Below are 15475 nucleotides of genomic sequence, written 5' to 3' on the forward strand. Positions count from 1 at the left end.
GCATGATCATTCTTTTGTTGTACCGGCCGTCAGGTACTCCACTGTCACGTCGGGATCCCGCCACGCCGTCTTCGCATTTTCATCCGGCTCCTCTGGCTCCTCCTCAGGCATGCTGTCCACATTACAATTGGCTTCCCACTGCTCTGTTGTAGGGACGATTATATTTTTATTTTTCTTTGTATCTTCCTTTCTTTTTTCACATATATCAGCCGCGTGGATGAGATAGGAAAGAAGAACGGAAACCGTGCATTTTCGGGAGGTTTCTTCATATTATAACTCGTTCAGGATTGCCTGTAACGCTTCTTTGGATAGAAAGCTTTCAATCAGTGTCTGAAGCGTGGTATTCTTATTCATGGAGATGACCTCGTTTCGTAAATGTTGGTGTCGTAACTTACATTTTACGTGGGGCATCTCTTTTTTGTATTCATTTTGATGGAACTATTTGGTTAATAAACACGCGTGGGATCCCCTGTCATTATTTCAGGTTGACAGCCTGTCCGTCATATGTTTGGTGAGTTCGACGACTTTTTGTACGGCGGGTGATTTGAAGCGGTCTCTCAGCATGATCAGGCTTTGGTAACTGTATAAATCAGGTGAAGGCAATTTCAGAAGAGGCGGCAGCTCCATGTCGTCATGAAGCTGCCGGAAACTTTGAGGTATGAATGCAATTCCTGCGCCCTTTTTTACCATCAGGACAATCGGCAACGAGGTCGTCCCCCAGTAGCTGATCGCCGGGATGAATCCAGTTGCTTGGCATGCTTCCAGTATGACATCCGATATATTATGACCAAGTGTCGTACGCTGCATGAGGAAAGATTCATAGCGTAAGTCTTGCAGAGTAATTGAAGATTTTGTAAGCAGGTGGTGGGATGGTGGCAGAGCCAGCAATAACGGTTCCTTGACCAATTCCACAATCTCGAGGTCATCGGCCAATGACGTATTGCGGACCAGGCCAATATCGATTTCGTTGTTTCGCAGTTCGCGCAGGATATCGGTGTACTTCCCCTCCCGAACCTCCAGTGTGATATCGAGTTGCTGCCGCTGAATGTCTTCCAAAATGCTCGGAATCAAGGTTATGCTGGCGGAGGTCGACGTGCCGATTCGGACGGTGCCTTTGATGCCATTTCCAAATCCCTCTATCTCTTGCTGGATGTTATCCGACATGGACAAAATCTCTTTTGCTCTATGATAGAGAAGGGTGCCGACTTCTGTGACCAGAAGCCTCTTTTTGTAGCGCTCAAAAAGAGTTACATCCAGTTCTTCCTCCAGCTTGCGTATCAACATACTTAATGGCGGCTGTGCCATATTCAACTTTTTCGCCGCCTTAGATACACTTCCTTCCTCCACCACTTGTGTAAAGCAGCGCAGCCTGTGTAAATTCAACTTTTCGTCCTCCTTTTTTATAGTCATATCATGTGAGTATCAACTATACATAAACTATATATTTTCAATCTTACTGAATTCTCATTATAATTGAAAGTATTCTTTTTCATCATATATGCAGAACATTCACTTCACGTGTAAGCGCTTAACCACCGATAAGGTATGTGATCTTAATAATTGCCCGACTGAAAGGCCTCGGGTTACCTACTACTTGGAGGGATTCAGATGACTAGAAAGCCCACATTGTTCGAAGCGATTCTTCCAATTATTGTCATGTTGCTGCTGACGTCGATCGGATTCGCTGGTTATGGTATTAAAATCGAACCGCTGCTGATTCTCGCTTCGCTGTTCGCCGGTGTCATCGCCCTGCGGGTAGGCGTCTCCTGGGACCAGATGATTGCAGGTATCCGGGAAAAGATAGATGCCGCGATGCCTGCTCTGCTGATCCTGATTTCCATCGGTATTTTGATCGGCATGTGGACGATGGCAGGTACAATTCCCGCTATGATCTACTTCGGATTGAAAATCATCAACCCGTCGTTCATCGTCCTTTTAGCATTTGTCGTATCCGCCATCGTCTCCATCGTCACTGGTTCTTCGTGGGGGTCCATCGGAACGGTGGGTGTTGCATTAATGGGGATTGCATCCGGTATGGATGTTTCTGCCGCCGCAACTGCCGGGGCTATCGTATCTGGAGCATACTTCGGCGACAAACTGTCCCCGCTTTCCGATACGACCAACTTAGCACCGCTGGTCGTCGGCACAGAGCTCCATGAGCACATCAAACATATGCTGTATACGACGGTTCCGGCCGCTGCCGTGGCGATGATTGTTTACGCGATAGTCGGTTTCAACTCATCAGACGTACAGGCAGACAGCTCCGCACAGACGAATGCTATGCTGAGCAGTCTGGATGGGATGTTCACTTGGAGTCTTTGGCTGCTTGTTCCTGCACTCATCATCCTGTATGGCACGATCCGCAAACTGCCGACACTGCCTGTGGTAGTTCTTTCTTCGTTCACTGCAGGCATCATTGCCATCTTTGTGCAGGGATTCACGGTGAAGAATGCGTTTCAAGTCACCGTTTCAGGTTTTGACGTATCCATGGTCAACAAAGCCGGGTTCGATGCCGATGCTGTGATTCCCGAAGTGTTGCGGCTGGTCAATCAGGGCGGTATGCAGTCCATGACCGGTGTCGTGCTGATCGCACTTTGCGCCTTCTCATTCGCCGGCATCGTTTCCGTATCCGGCTGTCTGGAAGTATTGGTCAATGCGTTGGTGAAACTCGTAAAACGGACAGGCGACCTAATCTTGGTTACCGTTCTATCCTGCATCACGACGGCTCTGGTGACTGCCAACACCTATCTGCCGCTGATCATTCCGGGCGAGCTTTATAAAGATACGTACAGAAAGAAGAACCTCGCCGCCAAAAACCTTTCACGTACCCTGGAAGACTCGGGGACTGTCGTCATTCCTCTTGTTCCCTGGTCGACGTCCGGTGTGTTCATCGCCGGGACACTGGGCGTTTCTACGTTCAGTTATCTGCCTTGGGCAGTGCTTTGTTACACAGGATTCATTTTCGCGATTATTCTCGGGTATACGGGTATCGGGATCACCAAGTTAGCGCCTGGCGATGAAACAGCCGAATCTGCCGAGTGAACCTCTTGTATGCCTGATTGAATCGTGTCCAGACTGAACGATTTACAGGGACTCGACAATTTAATAACACCCGAAAAACCGAACGCCCCGGGGGACAGTCAACAACTATCCTTGGGACGTCCGGTTTTTTAGTTCTGCCAAACTATCTTGTCCATTCGTCATCTCGTCATCGACCGGCAATACAACAGAAGACTGACAGCCGTCAGCTGCATGCGGGGTACCAAGGAATCAAGTATCAGGTACTCACTTTCTGAATGCCAGTTCCCGCCGACTGGACCCATCCCGCAAATTGTCGGTACACCAAGCGCCGCAGCGAAGCCGGCATCTGCGGCTCCTTTGGTCGCCGTTCCCTTCACAGGGACCGCTACCTGTTCCCCTGCCAGTTTCACGATGTCAAACAGCTTACGGGATTGTTCACTTTCCTCCATCGGCAGGATGCCTGAGCCGACCGTCAGTACAGAAACCGTCCCTTCGATATAGGAATGATCCGCAATCGCCTGTATAGCCGATTTCAGCTGTTCAAACTCACACACCCTCCAAAATCCTGTATGGATTGTACAATGGGCTGTCGGTGCCACTGTATTATTAGCGATGCCCCCTTCGATAGTTCCGATATTGACGGTCACGCCTTTCTCCAGATCCATAAGCTGTTTGATTGCAATGATTTTGTGCGCCAGTTCATCTATTGCACTGATGCCTTGTTCGATGGCGGATCCTGAGTGGGCCGCTTTCCCTGTAACATTGATTATCAGATGGGCGGAGCCTTTTCTGGAGGTCACTACCGATCCATCCGGCCGGGCTGGTTCCATATTGAAGACGCCGGCTGCATCTGCAGCCCGCTCTTGGATGACAGCCTCGGAAACCGGTGATCCGATTTCTTCATCTGGCGTGAATAGCAATTCAAGATCGCAAATGTCCGTAGAAGCAAACATGCTTACAGCTGCCGCTGTCACAATCATACTGACCAAGCTGCCTTTCATATCCGACACACCTGGTCCGTATGCAAACGTTCCATCCTCAGAGAATGGCCGTCCGGCTGCAGTTCCAGTTTGGAAGACCGTATCTTGGTGGCCCATCAACAGAATCTTCCCCGGTTGTCTTCCTTTTACTGTAGCGATAATATGATTGCCGTATGACTCGTTTTCCCGCACAGTGAATGGAATATCATAATGACGCAGCAATTCCTGAATAATTTCTCCCACCGCATTCACACTGCTCGGATCGTAGGAATAACTGTCTGTATTGACCAGCTGCCGCAAATACTTCTTCGCCACCTGTTCTTGTTCGCGGATAAATTGACACATGTTTGTTATTTTCTCATCCATTGTGAAACCTCCTCCTTGAGGTGACAATCCCCGATCTAATCCGGTTCTCTATAGATCAGTGTAAATGGATGCGATTCATATGTGAAATATATATAAACTATTTCACTGATATATGAATGATATAAGACTGGCATTTGAACCTTTCTTGTTCTGCTTAAAACTGCAGCTTCCCTATCTTACTGGTTTCTGATCGATGACCTGTGCACCACATAACTCCAACACTATTCTGAATCGTATGTAATTCCGGAGATTCACAGATCACCAAACATAATGGGTTCAAATAGAGTATTAAAGTTAGGACAGCATAAAACAGGGAACACGACAAGAAGATAAGAAAACCCGGGAGTTGATACTGCGATGGACAACTTAATTGGTATTGCCATTGTGACGGGACTTATATTTGTCTCCATGCTGCTCTATTGGCTTTATAAGCAGAGAAAGAACTTCGTGTTCTTTGAAACAGAACAGATGGATAGATTGCCACTCAATATATCGACCAGTGGCCAGCCACTGGCAACTGACGAAGCGCCGCAACTGCCAACCGTTGAAGAATTCGACAAGCCGGAAAGCATACCGGCAGGATTCCAGAAGTTTCATATTCCCGATGCCATGCAAGAAGTGATGAGGCAGACTGTCCAGATCGGCTATCCAGTATTCAATAACATGAAATCTTATAAGGTGCATTTCAGTCAGGAAACAATGGAGGAGCTCAAAAATGGAACCATGCAATTACTAGCACGGCAAGGAAAAAAGGTCATTTTACACCTATGGCTGTATTGAACGGAAAGTCAGGGTTTAAAGAACAAGCCACACTCATTAGAAAACTGGACCCCGCTATTGCCATGAATGATAGCTGGAGTATCTTGACGGCAGCTGTCGGACAAAAACAGCTGGCCACGATGCAGAAGAGTCTGGATCAGCTAGAACGGAACATGAAGCTGCTGTTAGCGAATAGCGAAGACCGCCTGGCAGGAGACGTCCAAGGAAGGAACGGGTACATGATGATTGTGAATGAACGGATGCAACAGCGCGGAATCTCTGTCAGTGGACCCGAGGATATTCAGGTGGAAAATGCATTCAAGGAAACCTTGCAAGACATCACAACCTTGCATAATCAACAAGAGGGAATAGTTTCGGTCATTGAACAATTGAAAGAACGTGAGATTCTACGGGGTTTTAAAGATGCCAAGTATATGACTGTGCTAGAAGAGTCAATCCAGAAGTTCAACCAGACACAGAAAATCATTGAGATGAATTTTCGCTTTTTAAAAGACTATTATGAGCCCTACCTACTCCGATTCCGTGGATACGATCAGTACGAACTTACCCAATCAGCTTTCAATCCGGTTGAACAGACAAATGAACAACTGATTGAACGGATTTCAAACAAGCTGAAAGGACTTGAGGATAATTATAAAGTTATGATCGGCTTTAACCGGGATAACTATAAGAAATCCAGCATCTTAAAGGCGAAGAAGCTGATACCTGCCCCACTGGATACTACCAATGCGGCATTGGTTGAAATTCCTGATACGATGATAATCGGGGAGGAGACCGGTGGTAAAATGTATGCATATATCCCCGAACCAAAAAACTAAGACTGTCCAGCACCACCATAGCTTGGAGGCCACTCCGTACAATCATTCAAGCAGAAGAAAGCTCGCTTCCCCTAAGGGATGGCGATCTTTTTTCTGCTCTGCACGATGATCTGTGCATGACACAACTCCGATACTATTCTGATTGGTGTCTGATTTGAACGATGCACAGGTCACCAAACACTCTGGTCACCAAACACTCTGCCTATCTAGGTCTCCAGCTGTTAGTGTTTCCCCAGACTTCCATACCAATAAGCAGCAACAGTCATTTCAAAATTATTTGTTTTTTTTAAACACCAAAAACCCCTCGCCACCCAGGCAAGAGGTCCGTTCCATCACTTCAATTTCACGACTTCCTTCTTCCTCCGCTTCGCGTCCCCGAGCAAAGCGAAGTTCAGCCCGGCACCCTTGCCGATATGGAAGGTCTGCACGGGGAGTTTCGGTTCCCTGCAGATCCGTTCGTCACGGTCGGCCAGCCAGCCGCAAAGGCGCTGGGCGCGGTTGATGCTGTTGTCGAAGACGTAGATGCTGCACGGGACGTCGATGGAGTTGCCGCTTTTCATGTAGACCGTCGTGGACCGGCGGCCGTTCGGCTCGTAGTCGTCCACTTGCCGTTCGTTGACGTAGCCGCGGTCCGGGAAGCCGCACCAGGCGAACGGCATGAGGCACACACCATGCTTCCGGCTCAGGATAAGCGGCGCCTTGTTGCGCGAGCGCAGGATGAGTTCCGCGCTGTCGCGGGCGCCCCGGAGGCTTGAGCCGGCAAGCCGGAGATTCAAATCCACGATCTGCGACGGTTCATAGGAAATGATATCATTGCTATCCGCTTCGATGCGGTGGGATGCCAGCACCCCCGCTTCGTCATAGGCAGGCATCAGAACTTCGATTTGCTTGCTCAGTACTAGTTGACTGTCGTGTTTCATGGTTGGGTTCCTCCCTTTTTTATGTTTGCCCTAGTTATAGGGGGTAAAAAAGGGTATACTGGCGATAAGCCGGTACACCCCGGCTGACTTTCCCCGAGTGATGTCTTCCAGGACTTCACACTCGGGGATTTTTTGCGTTCCTGCTGCTCAATCACTCACCTCCCTTCAGCCGCAGCCAGGCGACAAGGGCGTCGTATGTCGCTTTATTCTTGTCGAAATAATAGTGGCCTCTCCGTGTTTCGCCGCTGAAGTCGCGCCATTGCGAATGCCGGGCGTTCCAATCGATTCCCGCAAGCCCCTGCATCCGTGCGCGGATCTTCTCCTGCCTTTTCTCGGCCGGCAGAGCATGCAGTCCGTCGAATGCATACTCGGCCACTGCCGACAGCAAGGTGAAGTTCGCAAGCATCGACTGGCTGTAGTCCCCGATGTGTTCCGCCGGCACGAGCGCAAACAGCTCATCCAGCCACAGACCGATCACCGTCAGATTGGCCGTTTCATCGGTCCCGAGCGGCTTCTGCAGGTCAGGCTTCGCATGGAACCCTTTGCCTGTCAGGAAGTAGCCGACCAGCTGCCGAAGCTGCGACAGGGACAGCAGATTAAGGTTGCCCGGCCGGCGCACCGACCGTTTCTCGAGTTCGATACCCGCCCGCTGCAGTCCTTTATGGGTCTTCACAAGCAGGTTCGTCGTCCGGTTCAGGTCATTGCGCGAGTCGTAGGAGATCCGTTTCGAAAGCGACACCGCCTTGCCTTTCGTGTTCAGATCGATGTAGAGCTGGTCCGATTCCTCTTCCGTGAACCCTTCGAACAGCTGCACGGCGATCTCGATCGACCCGAGCATCTTGTTCATCAGATAGCCTTTCGCATGCTCCTCAGGATCGTCACTGCCGAGCATCCGGTTGATGAAGGTCCGCAGCTGTCCGATCGCGCGCAGACGCTGTGTCCCGTCAATGACCGCAAAGCCGTCGGGACGGCCTTCCCGTCCGTCCTCCCACGGGATGTGACCGACGATCGGCGGGAAATACACATGGCCGCCCGCCAGGTTGTCGAGCATGTAGCGGCGGATCAGCGTCACTTGCTGTTTCGCCGGTTCCCGCACCGTGATCCGTCCATCCTCCAGCCGGTCGATCAGTTCTTCCAGCCGGTATACGGTCACACTCTGCCGTTTATCGAAAATCTCCGCTGTCAGCACAGCACCAACGCCCTTTCCCGTTCGATGACCGCCAGGAACCCGCGCATCGTCCGCCTCGTATTCGTTGTCGTCCCATGGTTCTTCAGCCGCTTCCCTGCCGCTTCATACATATGCGCAAACAGCGGATCCCCCGCTTTCCATGTGCAGCTTCCGCGCAGCAGCGTCATCCGGTCGATCGCCTCGTCGTAGCTGATGCCCTCCCCTTTGACGAGCTGGTACGCCGTCTGGGCGAGGGCGATCTGGATGCCTGTCTTGGCACAGACGAAATTCCCGCGCTGTGGCATCTTCTTCGGATAGATCCGGAGCCAGGACGCGAAGAATTCCCGTCCGATGCGCGCCGCCTCCTCTTCCGGATAGCCGCCGAATGCCGATTTGCGTTTCTTCTCACTCGCCGAGCCTTCGAACAGCGCCACGAGACACCGCCGCATCGTCGTCAGCGACGTGATCGCCGAATTCTGCGCCGTCAGCCGGCTGCACACCATTTCGATATCCATGTCGTCGCTCAGGTCTTCTGCGAGCTGCCGGGCAAGTGTCGTGTACGGATCCCGTTGATCGTACTGCATGCGCAGACCCTGGCGCGGTTCCGACCGCTCGGAGTTGATGTCCGAGAACAGTTGTTTTTCCTCCGAAGTAGTGAGATCCAGGAAGATCTGGAGGGCGATCGGCAGACGGTTCAGCTGATCGATGTACCCGCCGATCACGGCAGCTTCCGCAAGATCCCCGGTCTCCTCATTCGCTTCCTGCATGGATTTCAGATGGCCGAGCGCAGACGCCAGGGCTGAACATCTGTGCTGACCGTCCAGTATGTAAAGTCTGCTGCCGGCGTTCAGTCTCAGTTCTCCGTCATTCCCCGCTGCAATCTGCCGCCGGCTCGAAAACACGAACGGGGAAAAGAAGAACGGCTGGCCAGACTTCAGACTCTCCAGGATGAAGTCCCGGATTTCCGCCCTCTTCTTCGTGTCGAGCTTGCGCTGCACATCCTGATCCACTTCGAACAGCGCCTGCAGAGTGAAAAATCGCATCTGTGTCATCAGGACATCCTTCCCGAATTGCACATACCGTTCCCCTGGCAAATTGCTCACCACCTCCACGACCATCGCCTCACTCTCCTATATTGTTATCAGTATAGTCATACTATTTATGGTTTGTCCACACTAATTTTTCCACACGATTTCTTTTCATCAACTATTTGGATAATCAGTGGCTTGTTTAGCAGAGTCTTGACGGAACAGGAAATGTATGATTGGTCACTGTAGGCAAAAAAAGAGAGATCAGGCTCCCAAATGGGATGGCGATCTCTCTTCAGTTCCTTGTTGTTATGTTTTGCTCTCAGTCTAACCAGCCCATCCGCTGACTCCTCCAAACTACAAGCAGATTTTCAGTATCCCATGCTACAATGACAGAAAAAGAGGAGGCATCATCATGAAAATCAATTTCACGAAGAAACAATACAAGCAGCTGCTCGATCTGGTGTATTTGGGCGAGTGGACCGCCAATTCCGCGAAAGAGGAGGACGAGCGGCACATCGGCTACGAAGAGCTGTTCCAGTATATCTGCTCCTTCGCCAAAGATTTCGGGTCGGAAGATTTTGTCGTGTCAGACAAAGCAATGGCTAGGTATTTTCTGACACGGGAGTACGAAGAACAGCTGGAACCGATTATCCAAGAGAATGACAATGAAGTGTTCTGGAACGAACTCGCCGGCCGACTGGCGCGGCGGGACCTGGCCAGGACGCAAAACGTGTTCGCCTCAGAGGGCGATGCCACGGCGAAGTATTTTGAAACTGCCGGGAACTATGAAATCGAGTTTGAAAACAACGGCCTGGAAAATCTGGAGCTCCGGAAGCCATAATCATCTGCGTGCCTGTGTGCTGTACAGGATCCGGCCGCAAGCTGGACTCAATCGCACGCAGGCATGTTTCTCCGACTTGCGTTTGGATGTCTTCGGCTGTACCGCCGCTGCCTTTCTCAGTCCAACCCCTCACCAAACCCTTCCAGCCGTTCCATGGCAAGCTTATAGGCTTTAATTTATCACGCGGACCGATTGCAATGACCTCCATCCGTACAGGCGCCCCAGGCACAGGGCGGTAGATGATCCGGATACCCAGCGAAAGGGATTTCACTTTTGCAAAGCCGTTGAGCGGGCTGCGGAGAGACTCTGCCACGCCATCCGGTCTGAACAGCGGTCCCTGTTTCGCACGTCGCGCAAGAAGCAGCAGGATGTCCTGCTGCCGACCTTTCCCTATGGTCTTCAAATCTTTTTTCGCTTCCTCGGTGAACCGCAATTCCACTTGATATGCATCCAGTAAGAAATCTTCCAATTCTCGTAAGGTTTTCATGTTCACTCGTCCTGGAGCTGCCGAAGGATGGCATCTGTGTCAATCTCCGCATCATCGAACACATCTGTCAGCTTGAGATCGGCCGCCTCACCAATCCGTCCCCCCGCTTCCTGGAGGGCAACTTCATCCATAGCACGCTCCATCTCTTCTTTCAGCCGAAGCAATTCCTGGAAATATTGAAGATCCACGATCACAGCCTGCGCATCCTTTTTCTTAGCATTCTGGATGACGAAAACTTCTTCACTCGTCCGCTCTGCAAACAAATCCAGAATCTCCGTCAATTTCTTTTGCCGTGTCAGCTCCGTCACGCTGTACACATTGTGACGTAAAAATTCCAGTGTCCCTGTGTTCACTTTCTTCCGTCTTTTCTCCGGCACCAGCTCCACACTCACTTTCCTCAGTCCTTCCCTAAGTGTATTCGGCTTTTCCCATTTTAGACAACCAGATATAAGTGTGTTGTTTACTACACAGTTTATCACACTCTTCATAGCATGAAAACTTAAAGCCTATTTTTGAAAAGACCTCTCATTTTCAACAATCCCCTGCCCAAACTCCAGAAACACCCGGGCATTTCTCAAGAATGCCCCGGCCATTCTTCAAAAACCGCCGTTCGCCTCCCTGCCCGGCCTCTCTTATGATGGACTCACCCAGGGAATACAACGCGTCGTGCACGACCTGAAAAGGTTGCTTATCATGAGTCCATTTGAAGAAGTGCTGGAGCAGTACGAGCCGATGATCTCCTCGATCATCCGCAAACTGCATATCTACCGCGAGTTCGAACAGTTCCGCCAGGCGGGCCGCATCGCGCTCTGGCAGGCGTGGAGCCGGTTCGATGAAACTAAGTGGGATTTCGCGCCATTCGCCTACCGCTCCATCCGCGGTGCACTGCTCGACGAACTGAAGCGTGAAACGCGGTTCAACGATGTCCATGTCCCTGCGGAAGACGACCTATTGGAGTACGCAGGTTCGGAGACGGAGGACGACACATCGACATTCAGCCGGCTGGAAGAGGCGCTGGTCAAGCTGACAGCAGAGGAGAAGGAACTGCTCATTCTCCTGTACGAAGACCGTGTAACGCAGACCACCTGCGCGGCCCATTTCGGGATATCGGTGGCGGGTGTGAAGAAGCGGCGAGAACGGCTGCTGGCGAAGTTAAGGGGGCAGCTCAAGAACTAATCAGCAGGACAAAAAAGACTTCCTGGAGAAATTCCCGGGAAGTCTTTTTTGTCTAAAGTACATTCGTCATAGCCGCACGAATGGGAAATTGCTAACAATCAATTGCTCAATGGGTGCTCAATAGCATCCGTTCGATTTAAAACCTGGTATCGAGTATCTCACTTTATCTTGATATTCAGCGAATGAAATTTCATCTTTACAAAGCGGTTAAGCGGACTGTGGAGGAAATAATACCCCTCTATCAAAAACTTCAATGCCATTGAATATATCTCGGCATTCATTGTGTACAACTATTTCGTTAACAAAAATTTTACAATTCAATGAAATTATATCTGATTGGTACGACGCGTAAGTCACCTCACCAATGTAGACATCTCTCTATTCTATGCTTCCCGATGATGTCCGTTACTCACATAGATGTAAATGACTCCGATCGGAGCCAACAGAGGAGTTAAAAAGAATAATAGGAAGAGTTTCAGTAACTTCCACAACAGTAGAATAACGATCGGCATAGCCAATACTGGACCGCCGCCTAATGTGTTGACAACGAGATCGTCCCAGACAATAGAAGCTAACGGGAAAAAGATACCGCAAATAATAATGTAGGCAGGCATGTAGCCCACCATTTCGTCAGTTACATTTGTCAAGCACAGAATCATTAAGACGGCACTGAAGAAATAGGATTTGAACCAATATAGCGGTTCTACACCACTGAAAATTTTACTTATGAATTCCAGAATACCACGCATATAGACCCTCCTACTTTTTATTCATACTAACATTTTTATCTCATTAAGTATACAGAAGAATTAAAACATTATAATCTTACAATCCTTCTTAATTCTCCCCATCAATATTCAGAGTTCAGTATTCTAGGATAATACGAATTCTTCGTCACAACATGACTTCAAATGGATTTTTCAGCCCTTGGAAATAGATCACCACTTGTCCTTCTGGTTATAAAAACTGGACAGACGTCAATCGATCACTCCCCCTGCGACATCGCAGCCAAGATCGCCCGCTCCGTCTGATGGTTCGCATGATCGACGAGTGCCGGGATGCGGAAGATGTCGAACAGCAGCCAGACATACGGAAGCCAGACGATGGCGACGATGTAGATATGCTCCGCTAGGAATATGGCGTAGTCCGCCAATTCCCCGTTCGCCATTCCGACGTGTTCGTTGACCTGTGCAACACACAATTTAGATACTATTCAGAATCCTGTCTAATTTGAACGATGCACAGGTCACCAAACAAACGACACTCAGCACATCCATCGCTCTCATCCCTTCTCCAAGCCATGAGTATAGCGGAGAAGGAAGGACAGTACAAAACCGCATTCTGGAAGTGTATCACAATACACCACTCGTAAAAGCTGGTCGCTATACGGCTTTGCAGGTTGCGGCAAACTCGGTATTTGTCCGAACTTGAACTTCGGCAACAGAAACAGGGGCAAAACGGGAATCTGGTCATTTTGCCGTATAGCGGTAATTCGCACGCTGTCCTCAAGCAACAGAAAAAGAGATCACCATCCCCGAAGGGACAGCGATCTCTCTTTCACTCATTCACCAATTCACAGAAATGTATCTGATTTGTATGATGCACAGGTCGCCGCACATTCTAATTCAGTTCTGCATTTCTTCAGCTATCTTTTCAATTTCTCTTTTTGATAATCCGGTTAGATTTGCAATCACATCAATTTGCATTCCTTCTTTTAGGGCATTTCTTGCGACTTCCAATTTCCCTTGCTTTGCACCAAGTTCTAAGCCGCGCTCAATCCCTTTCAAAATTCCTTCTTCTTTCCCTTCGCCTCGAAACATATCAGCCAGTGTCATCGCAATTTCACTCCCTTCTGGATATGTCGTATCGATTTGTTCAATAATTTTGTACATGTCTTTCCTCGTCAGGTTTTTGCCTGCACTGAAAATATACCGCATCAGAGTCTCAAGATATTCCAGTCCCGTCTGTTTATCTTCTAATTCTCGCAAGTAGGAGACTGACTGATGGATCGATTCCCGCAGGCCATTGCTATCTTTCGTAAAAATGTCGCGGAATATCGTCAGCAAGATTCGAAGTTGCGCATGCCCTTTGATTTCTTCATCTGAATATCTGGTGATGTCATACATCAGGTATTCGAAGTTTGGGATGTAGCCTTGTATATCTGACGGAAGTTTATGATATCCCTTAATCATATCTCCAAGCTGGGTTTTCACGTTCCAGTTATTCTTCCCGTGATAAATGACCAACGGAATAATCATCGGCAGCTCATTTGCTTCTTCCTTCTTCATTTTAGCTTCCCATATCTCGATCATGTATTTCAAGAGCTGGAATGCTGTTTCTTTGCTCGAGTAGCTTTTGTGTTCAAAAAGGAAATAGATGAAACCTTCTTTTTGATTAATGTCTACTTTGAATAACAGATCCGAGAAACTCTCTTGTAGGTCTTCGTTGATGAAGCTGTCTTTATGCGGTTCCAGCGTATTCACGTCGATAACTTGCATAATATTCTGCGGTAAGTAATGGTGAAGAAAGTCTTTAGCGACTGTCACATTCCCCAAGATCTCTTTGAAAAACTTATCGTGCGGATTCTGTATCTTCAAGTGCAATCCCGCCTCAGCATATTATAGTTATGATCTTTTTTTTATTATACAATTCAAACTAAGTAATTGCCATTAAACAAAAAGGCTAAACGGAAAGAGTTGGCTTTGCAGCTCGTCACTTCCTTAGCAGCGATTCCACTTCCTGTTTAAAACCGTATTTCTTCAAATACTCGATGAGTGCGGCTTCGACGTTCTCCCGCTGGGTGATGTACTTTTCCTCGCTGAATTCTGCGGTCAGCTTGGCAATCAGGTCACTCATGTAGATGGCCTTCGTTCGAACCAGTCCAGGCACCGTATATCTCGGCAGTTTCTCGTCTTCCCGGACGCCAGTAAGCAGGTTGTACACTTCGACTCGTTTTTCATACAGGAAGCGAAGGAAGGGAGCATACTCTCAATCCCTTGGGTCTTGTGATGCACAGGTCAACATACAGATTTGCTGGACATATTTGCTGGCAACGGCTGGACACCATCCAGCAACATTCCTATCAGTAGATTGACGCTGCCCTCCAGCAACAGAAAAAGAGACCGCCATCCCCGGACGGCCAGCAATCTCTCTTTCACTCATTCATCAATTCACAGAATTGTGTCTGAGTTGAGGGATGAGACACAAACATTGAGCGAAGTCTTTCAAAGCAGTGAATCTGAACAGATGTGGAGACGCTATCAGAAACAATTGGTATATGCTGATGAAATTTCTTGGCAGGATATTGAAGACTCAACCCTGCGGTTATGGTCTCAATTAGAAAAGCTGTTATGAAGAATTTACGAACATGCTGCAACTGTTGATGAGAACAGCATGAAAGTAAATACGCAGCATGCAGAAGTCATACCTGCCCCCGAATATATCAGTCACTTGCGAGAAGCATGGCTGCCAGTAATGCATAAACTAAAGCCACTATCCTAGACAAGGAAGTGGCTTTTGTTGTGTCACTCCAATGATTAGAGTCTGAACATAAAAAGTGCTCTCCATTAATATTTCTTCAACTGAATAGGCTACACTGAGTTGGATAGAAAAAATAAGGTCTTGTAGAATACAACTAACAGAAACGGGGCGATCTACAATGACCGAGAAGAGAGCGAGACGAACCTATACCCAAGAGTTCAAAAAACAGATGGTACAACTTTATGAAAATGGTAAATCGAGAGCGGACATCCTTCACGAATATGACTTGACGCCTTCTGCTTTCGACAAGTGGGTGAAACAGTCGCAAACCTCTGGTTCGTTCCGGGAGAAAGACAACCGGACGGCTGCGGAGCAGGAGCTCCTTAGTCTGTACGGTGACCTGTGCA

15 protein-coding genes and 1 pseudogene are annotated in these 15475 nt (G+C 48.9%); 6 read left to right on the top strand and 10 right to left on the bottom strand.

Annotated features, from left to right (window positions below; all coding sequences use genetic code 11):
* Positions 1 to 480 precede the first annotated feature (480 nt).
* Positions 481 to 1383 carry a LysR family transcriptional regulator gene (locus tag QWT68_RS09795; protein ID WP_290148145.1) on the bottom strand — a complete coding sequence of 301 codons (903 nt, stop codon included), beginning with the start codon at positions 1381 to 1383 and terminating at the stop codon, positions 481 to 483.
* 225 nt (positions 1384 to 1608) lie between these two features.
* On the opposite strand from QWT68_RS09795, the gene nhaC reads away from it, so the two are divergent.
* The gene (nhaC, locus tag QWT68_RS09800; RefSeq protein WP_290148146.1) at positions 1609 to 3042 is read left to right on the top strand and encodes a Na+/H+ antiporter NhaC; all 1434 of its coding nucleotides are present in this window, start codon (positions 1609 to 1611) and stop codon (positions 3040 to 3042) included.
* A 158-nt stretch (positions 3043 to 3200) separates the two neighbouring features.
* On the opposite strand, the gene QWT68_RS09805 is transcribed toward nhaC, so the two are convergent.
* On the bottom strand, positions 3201 to 4367 hold the full coding sequence (locus QWT68_RS09805; protein WP_290148147.1) for a M20 family metallopeptidase: 1167 nt from the start codon (positions 4365 to 4367) through the stop codon (positions 3201 to 3203).
* Between the two features lie 357 nt (positions 4368 to 4724).
* On the opposite strand from QWT68_RS09805, the gene QWT68_RS09810 reads away from it, so the two are divergent.
* Both QWT68_RS09810 and QWT68_RS09815 read left to right on the top strand, forming a co-directional pair.
* Entirely contained in the window at positions 4725 to 5147 is a 423-nt protein-coding gene (locus QWT68_RS09810) for a hypothetical protein (protein WP_290148149.1), read from the top strand.
* The gene (locus tag QWT68_RS09815; protein ID WP_290148150.1) at positions 5135 to 5965 is read left to right on the top strand and encodes a hypothetical protein; all 831 of its coding nucleotides are present in this window, start codon (positions 5135 to 5137) and stop codon (positions 5963 to 5965) included. Before QWT68_RS09810 ends, QWT68_RS09815 begins: the two co-directional genes overlap by 13 nt.
* A 332-nt stretch (positions 5966 to 6297) precedes the next feature.
* On the opposite strand, the gene QWT68_RS09820 is transcribed toward QWT68_RS09815, so the two are convergent.
* The 3 genes from QWT68_RS09820 to QWT68_RS09830 all read right to left on the bottom strand — a co-directional run bounded on the left by QWT68_RS09820 (position 6298) and on the right by QWT68_RS09830 (position 9171).
* Positions 6298 to 6885: a competence protein ComK gene (locus tag QWT68_RS09820; protein ID WP_290148151.1), complete on the bottom strand. Its 588-nt coding sequence runs from the start codon at positions 6883 to 6885 to the stop codon at positions 6298 to 6300.
* A 151-nt stretch (positions 6886 to 7036) separates the two neighbouring features.
* Positions 7037 to 8074 carry a DNA sulfur modification protein DndB gene (locus tag QWT68_RS09825; protein ID WP_290148152.1) on the bottom strand — a complete coding sequence of 346 codons (1038 nt, stop codon included), beginning with the start codon at positions 8072 to 8074 and terminating at the stop codon, positions 7037 to 7039.
* Entirely contained in the window at positions 8068 to 9171 is a 1104-nt protein-coding gene (locus tag QWT68_RS09830; protein ID WP_290148153.1) for a DNA sulfur modification protein DndB, read from the bottom strand. Before QWT68_RS09830 ends, QWT68_RS09825 begins: the two co-directional genes overlap by 7 nt.
* A gap of 325 nt (positions 9172 to 9496) precedes the next feature.
* Here QWT68_RS09830 and QWT68_RS09835 point away from each other — a divergent pair, with 325 nt between their 5' ends.
* A complete protein-coding gene (locus tag QWT68_RS09835) occupies positions 9497 to 9925 on the top strand; it encodes a hypothetical protein (RefSeq protein ID WP_290148154.1) in 429 nt (142 codons plus the stop codon).
* 489 nt (positions 9926 to 10414) lie between these two features.
* Here QWT68_RS09835 and QWT68_RS09840 read toward each other — a convergent pair whose 3' ends face one another.
* Entirely contained in the window at positions 10415 to 10804 is a 390-nt protein-coding gene (locus tag QWT68_RS09840; protein ID WP_290148155.1) for a hypothetical protein, read from the bottom strand.
* A 301-nt stretch (positions 10805 to 11105) separates the two neighbouring features.
* On the opposite strand from QWT68_RS09840, the gene QWT68_RS09845 reads away from it, so the two are divergent.
* A complete protein-coding gene (locus QWT68_RS09845; RefSeq protein WP_290148156.1) occupies positions 11106 to 11588 on the top strand; it encodes a sigma-70 family RNA polymerase sigma factor in 483 nt (160 codons plus the stop codon).
* 383 nt (positions 11589 to 11971) lie between these two features.
* On the opposite strand, the gene QWT68_RS09850 is transcribed toward QWT68_RS09845, so the two are convergent.
* The 4 genes from QWT68_RS09850 to QWT68_RS09865 form a co-directional block, all read right to left on the bottom strand.
* A complete protein-coding gene (locus tag QWT68_RS09850; protein ID WP_290148157.1) occupies positions 11972 to 12337 on the bottom strand; it encodes a hypothetical protein in 366 nt (121 codons plus the stop codon).
* A gap of 236 nt (positions 12338 to 12573) precedes the next feature.
* A complete protein-coding gene (locus QWT68_RS09855; RefSeq protein WP_290148159.1) occupies positions 12574 to 12789 on the bottom strand; it encodes a hypothetical protein in 216 nt (71 codons plus the stop codon).
* A gap of 424 nt (positions 12790 to 13213) precedes the next feature.
* On the bottom strand, positions 13214 to 14185 hold the full coding sequence (locus QWT68_RS09860) for an Rpn family recombination-promoting nuclease/putative transposase (RefSeq protein WP_290148160.1): 972 nt from the start codon (positions 14183 to 14185) through the stop codon (positions 13214 to 13216).
* 115 nt (positions 14186 to 14300) lie between these two features.
* Positions 14301 to 14444 (bottom strand): hypothetical protein, encoded by a 144-nt coding sequence (locus tag QWT68_RS09865; RefSeq protein ID WP_290148161.1) that lies wholly within the window; start codon positions 14442 to 14444, stop codon positions 14301 to 14303.
* Positions 14445 to 15246: 802 nt separating this feature from the next.
* Here QWT68_RS09865 and QWT68_RS09870 point away from each other — a divergent pair.
* Positions 15247 to 15459 (top strand): annotated as a pseudogene (locus QWT68_RS09870) (transposase); the annotation flags it as partial.
* Positions 15460 to 15475 lie beyond the last annotated feature (16 nt).

The organism is Sporosarcina trichiuri (assembly GCF_030406775.1).
Classification (GTDB): Bacteria; Bacillota; Bacilli; order Bacillales_A; family Planococcaceae; genus Sporosarcina; species Sporosarcina trichiuri.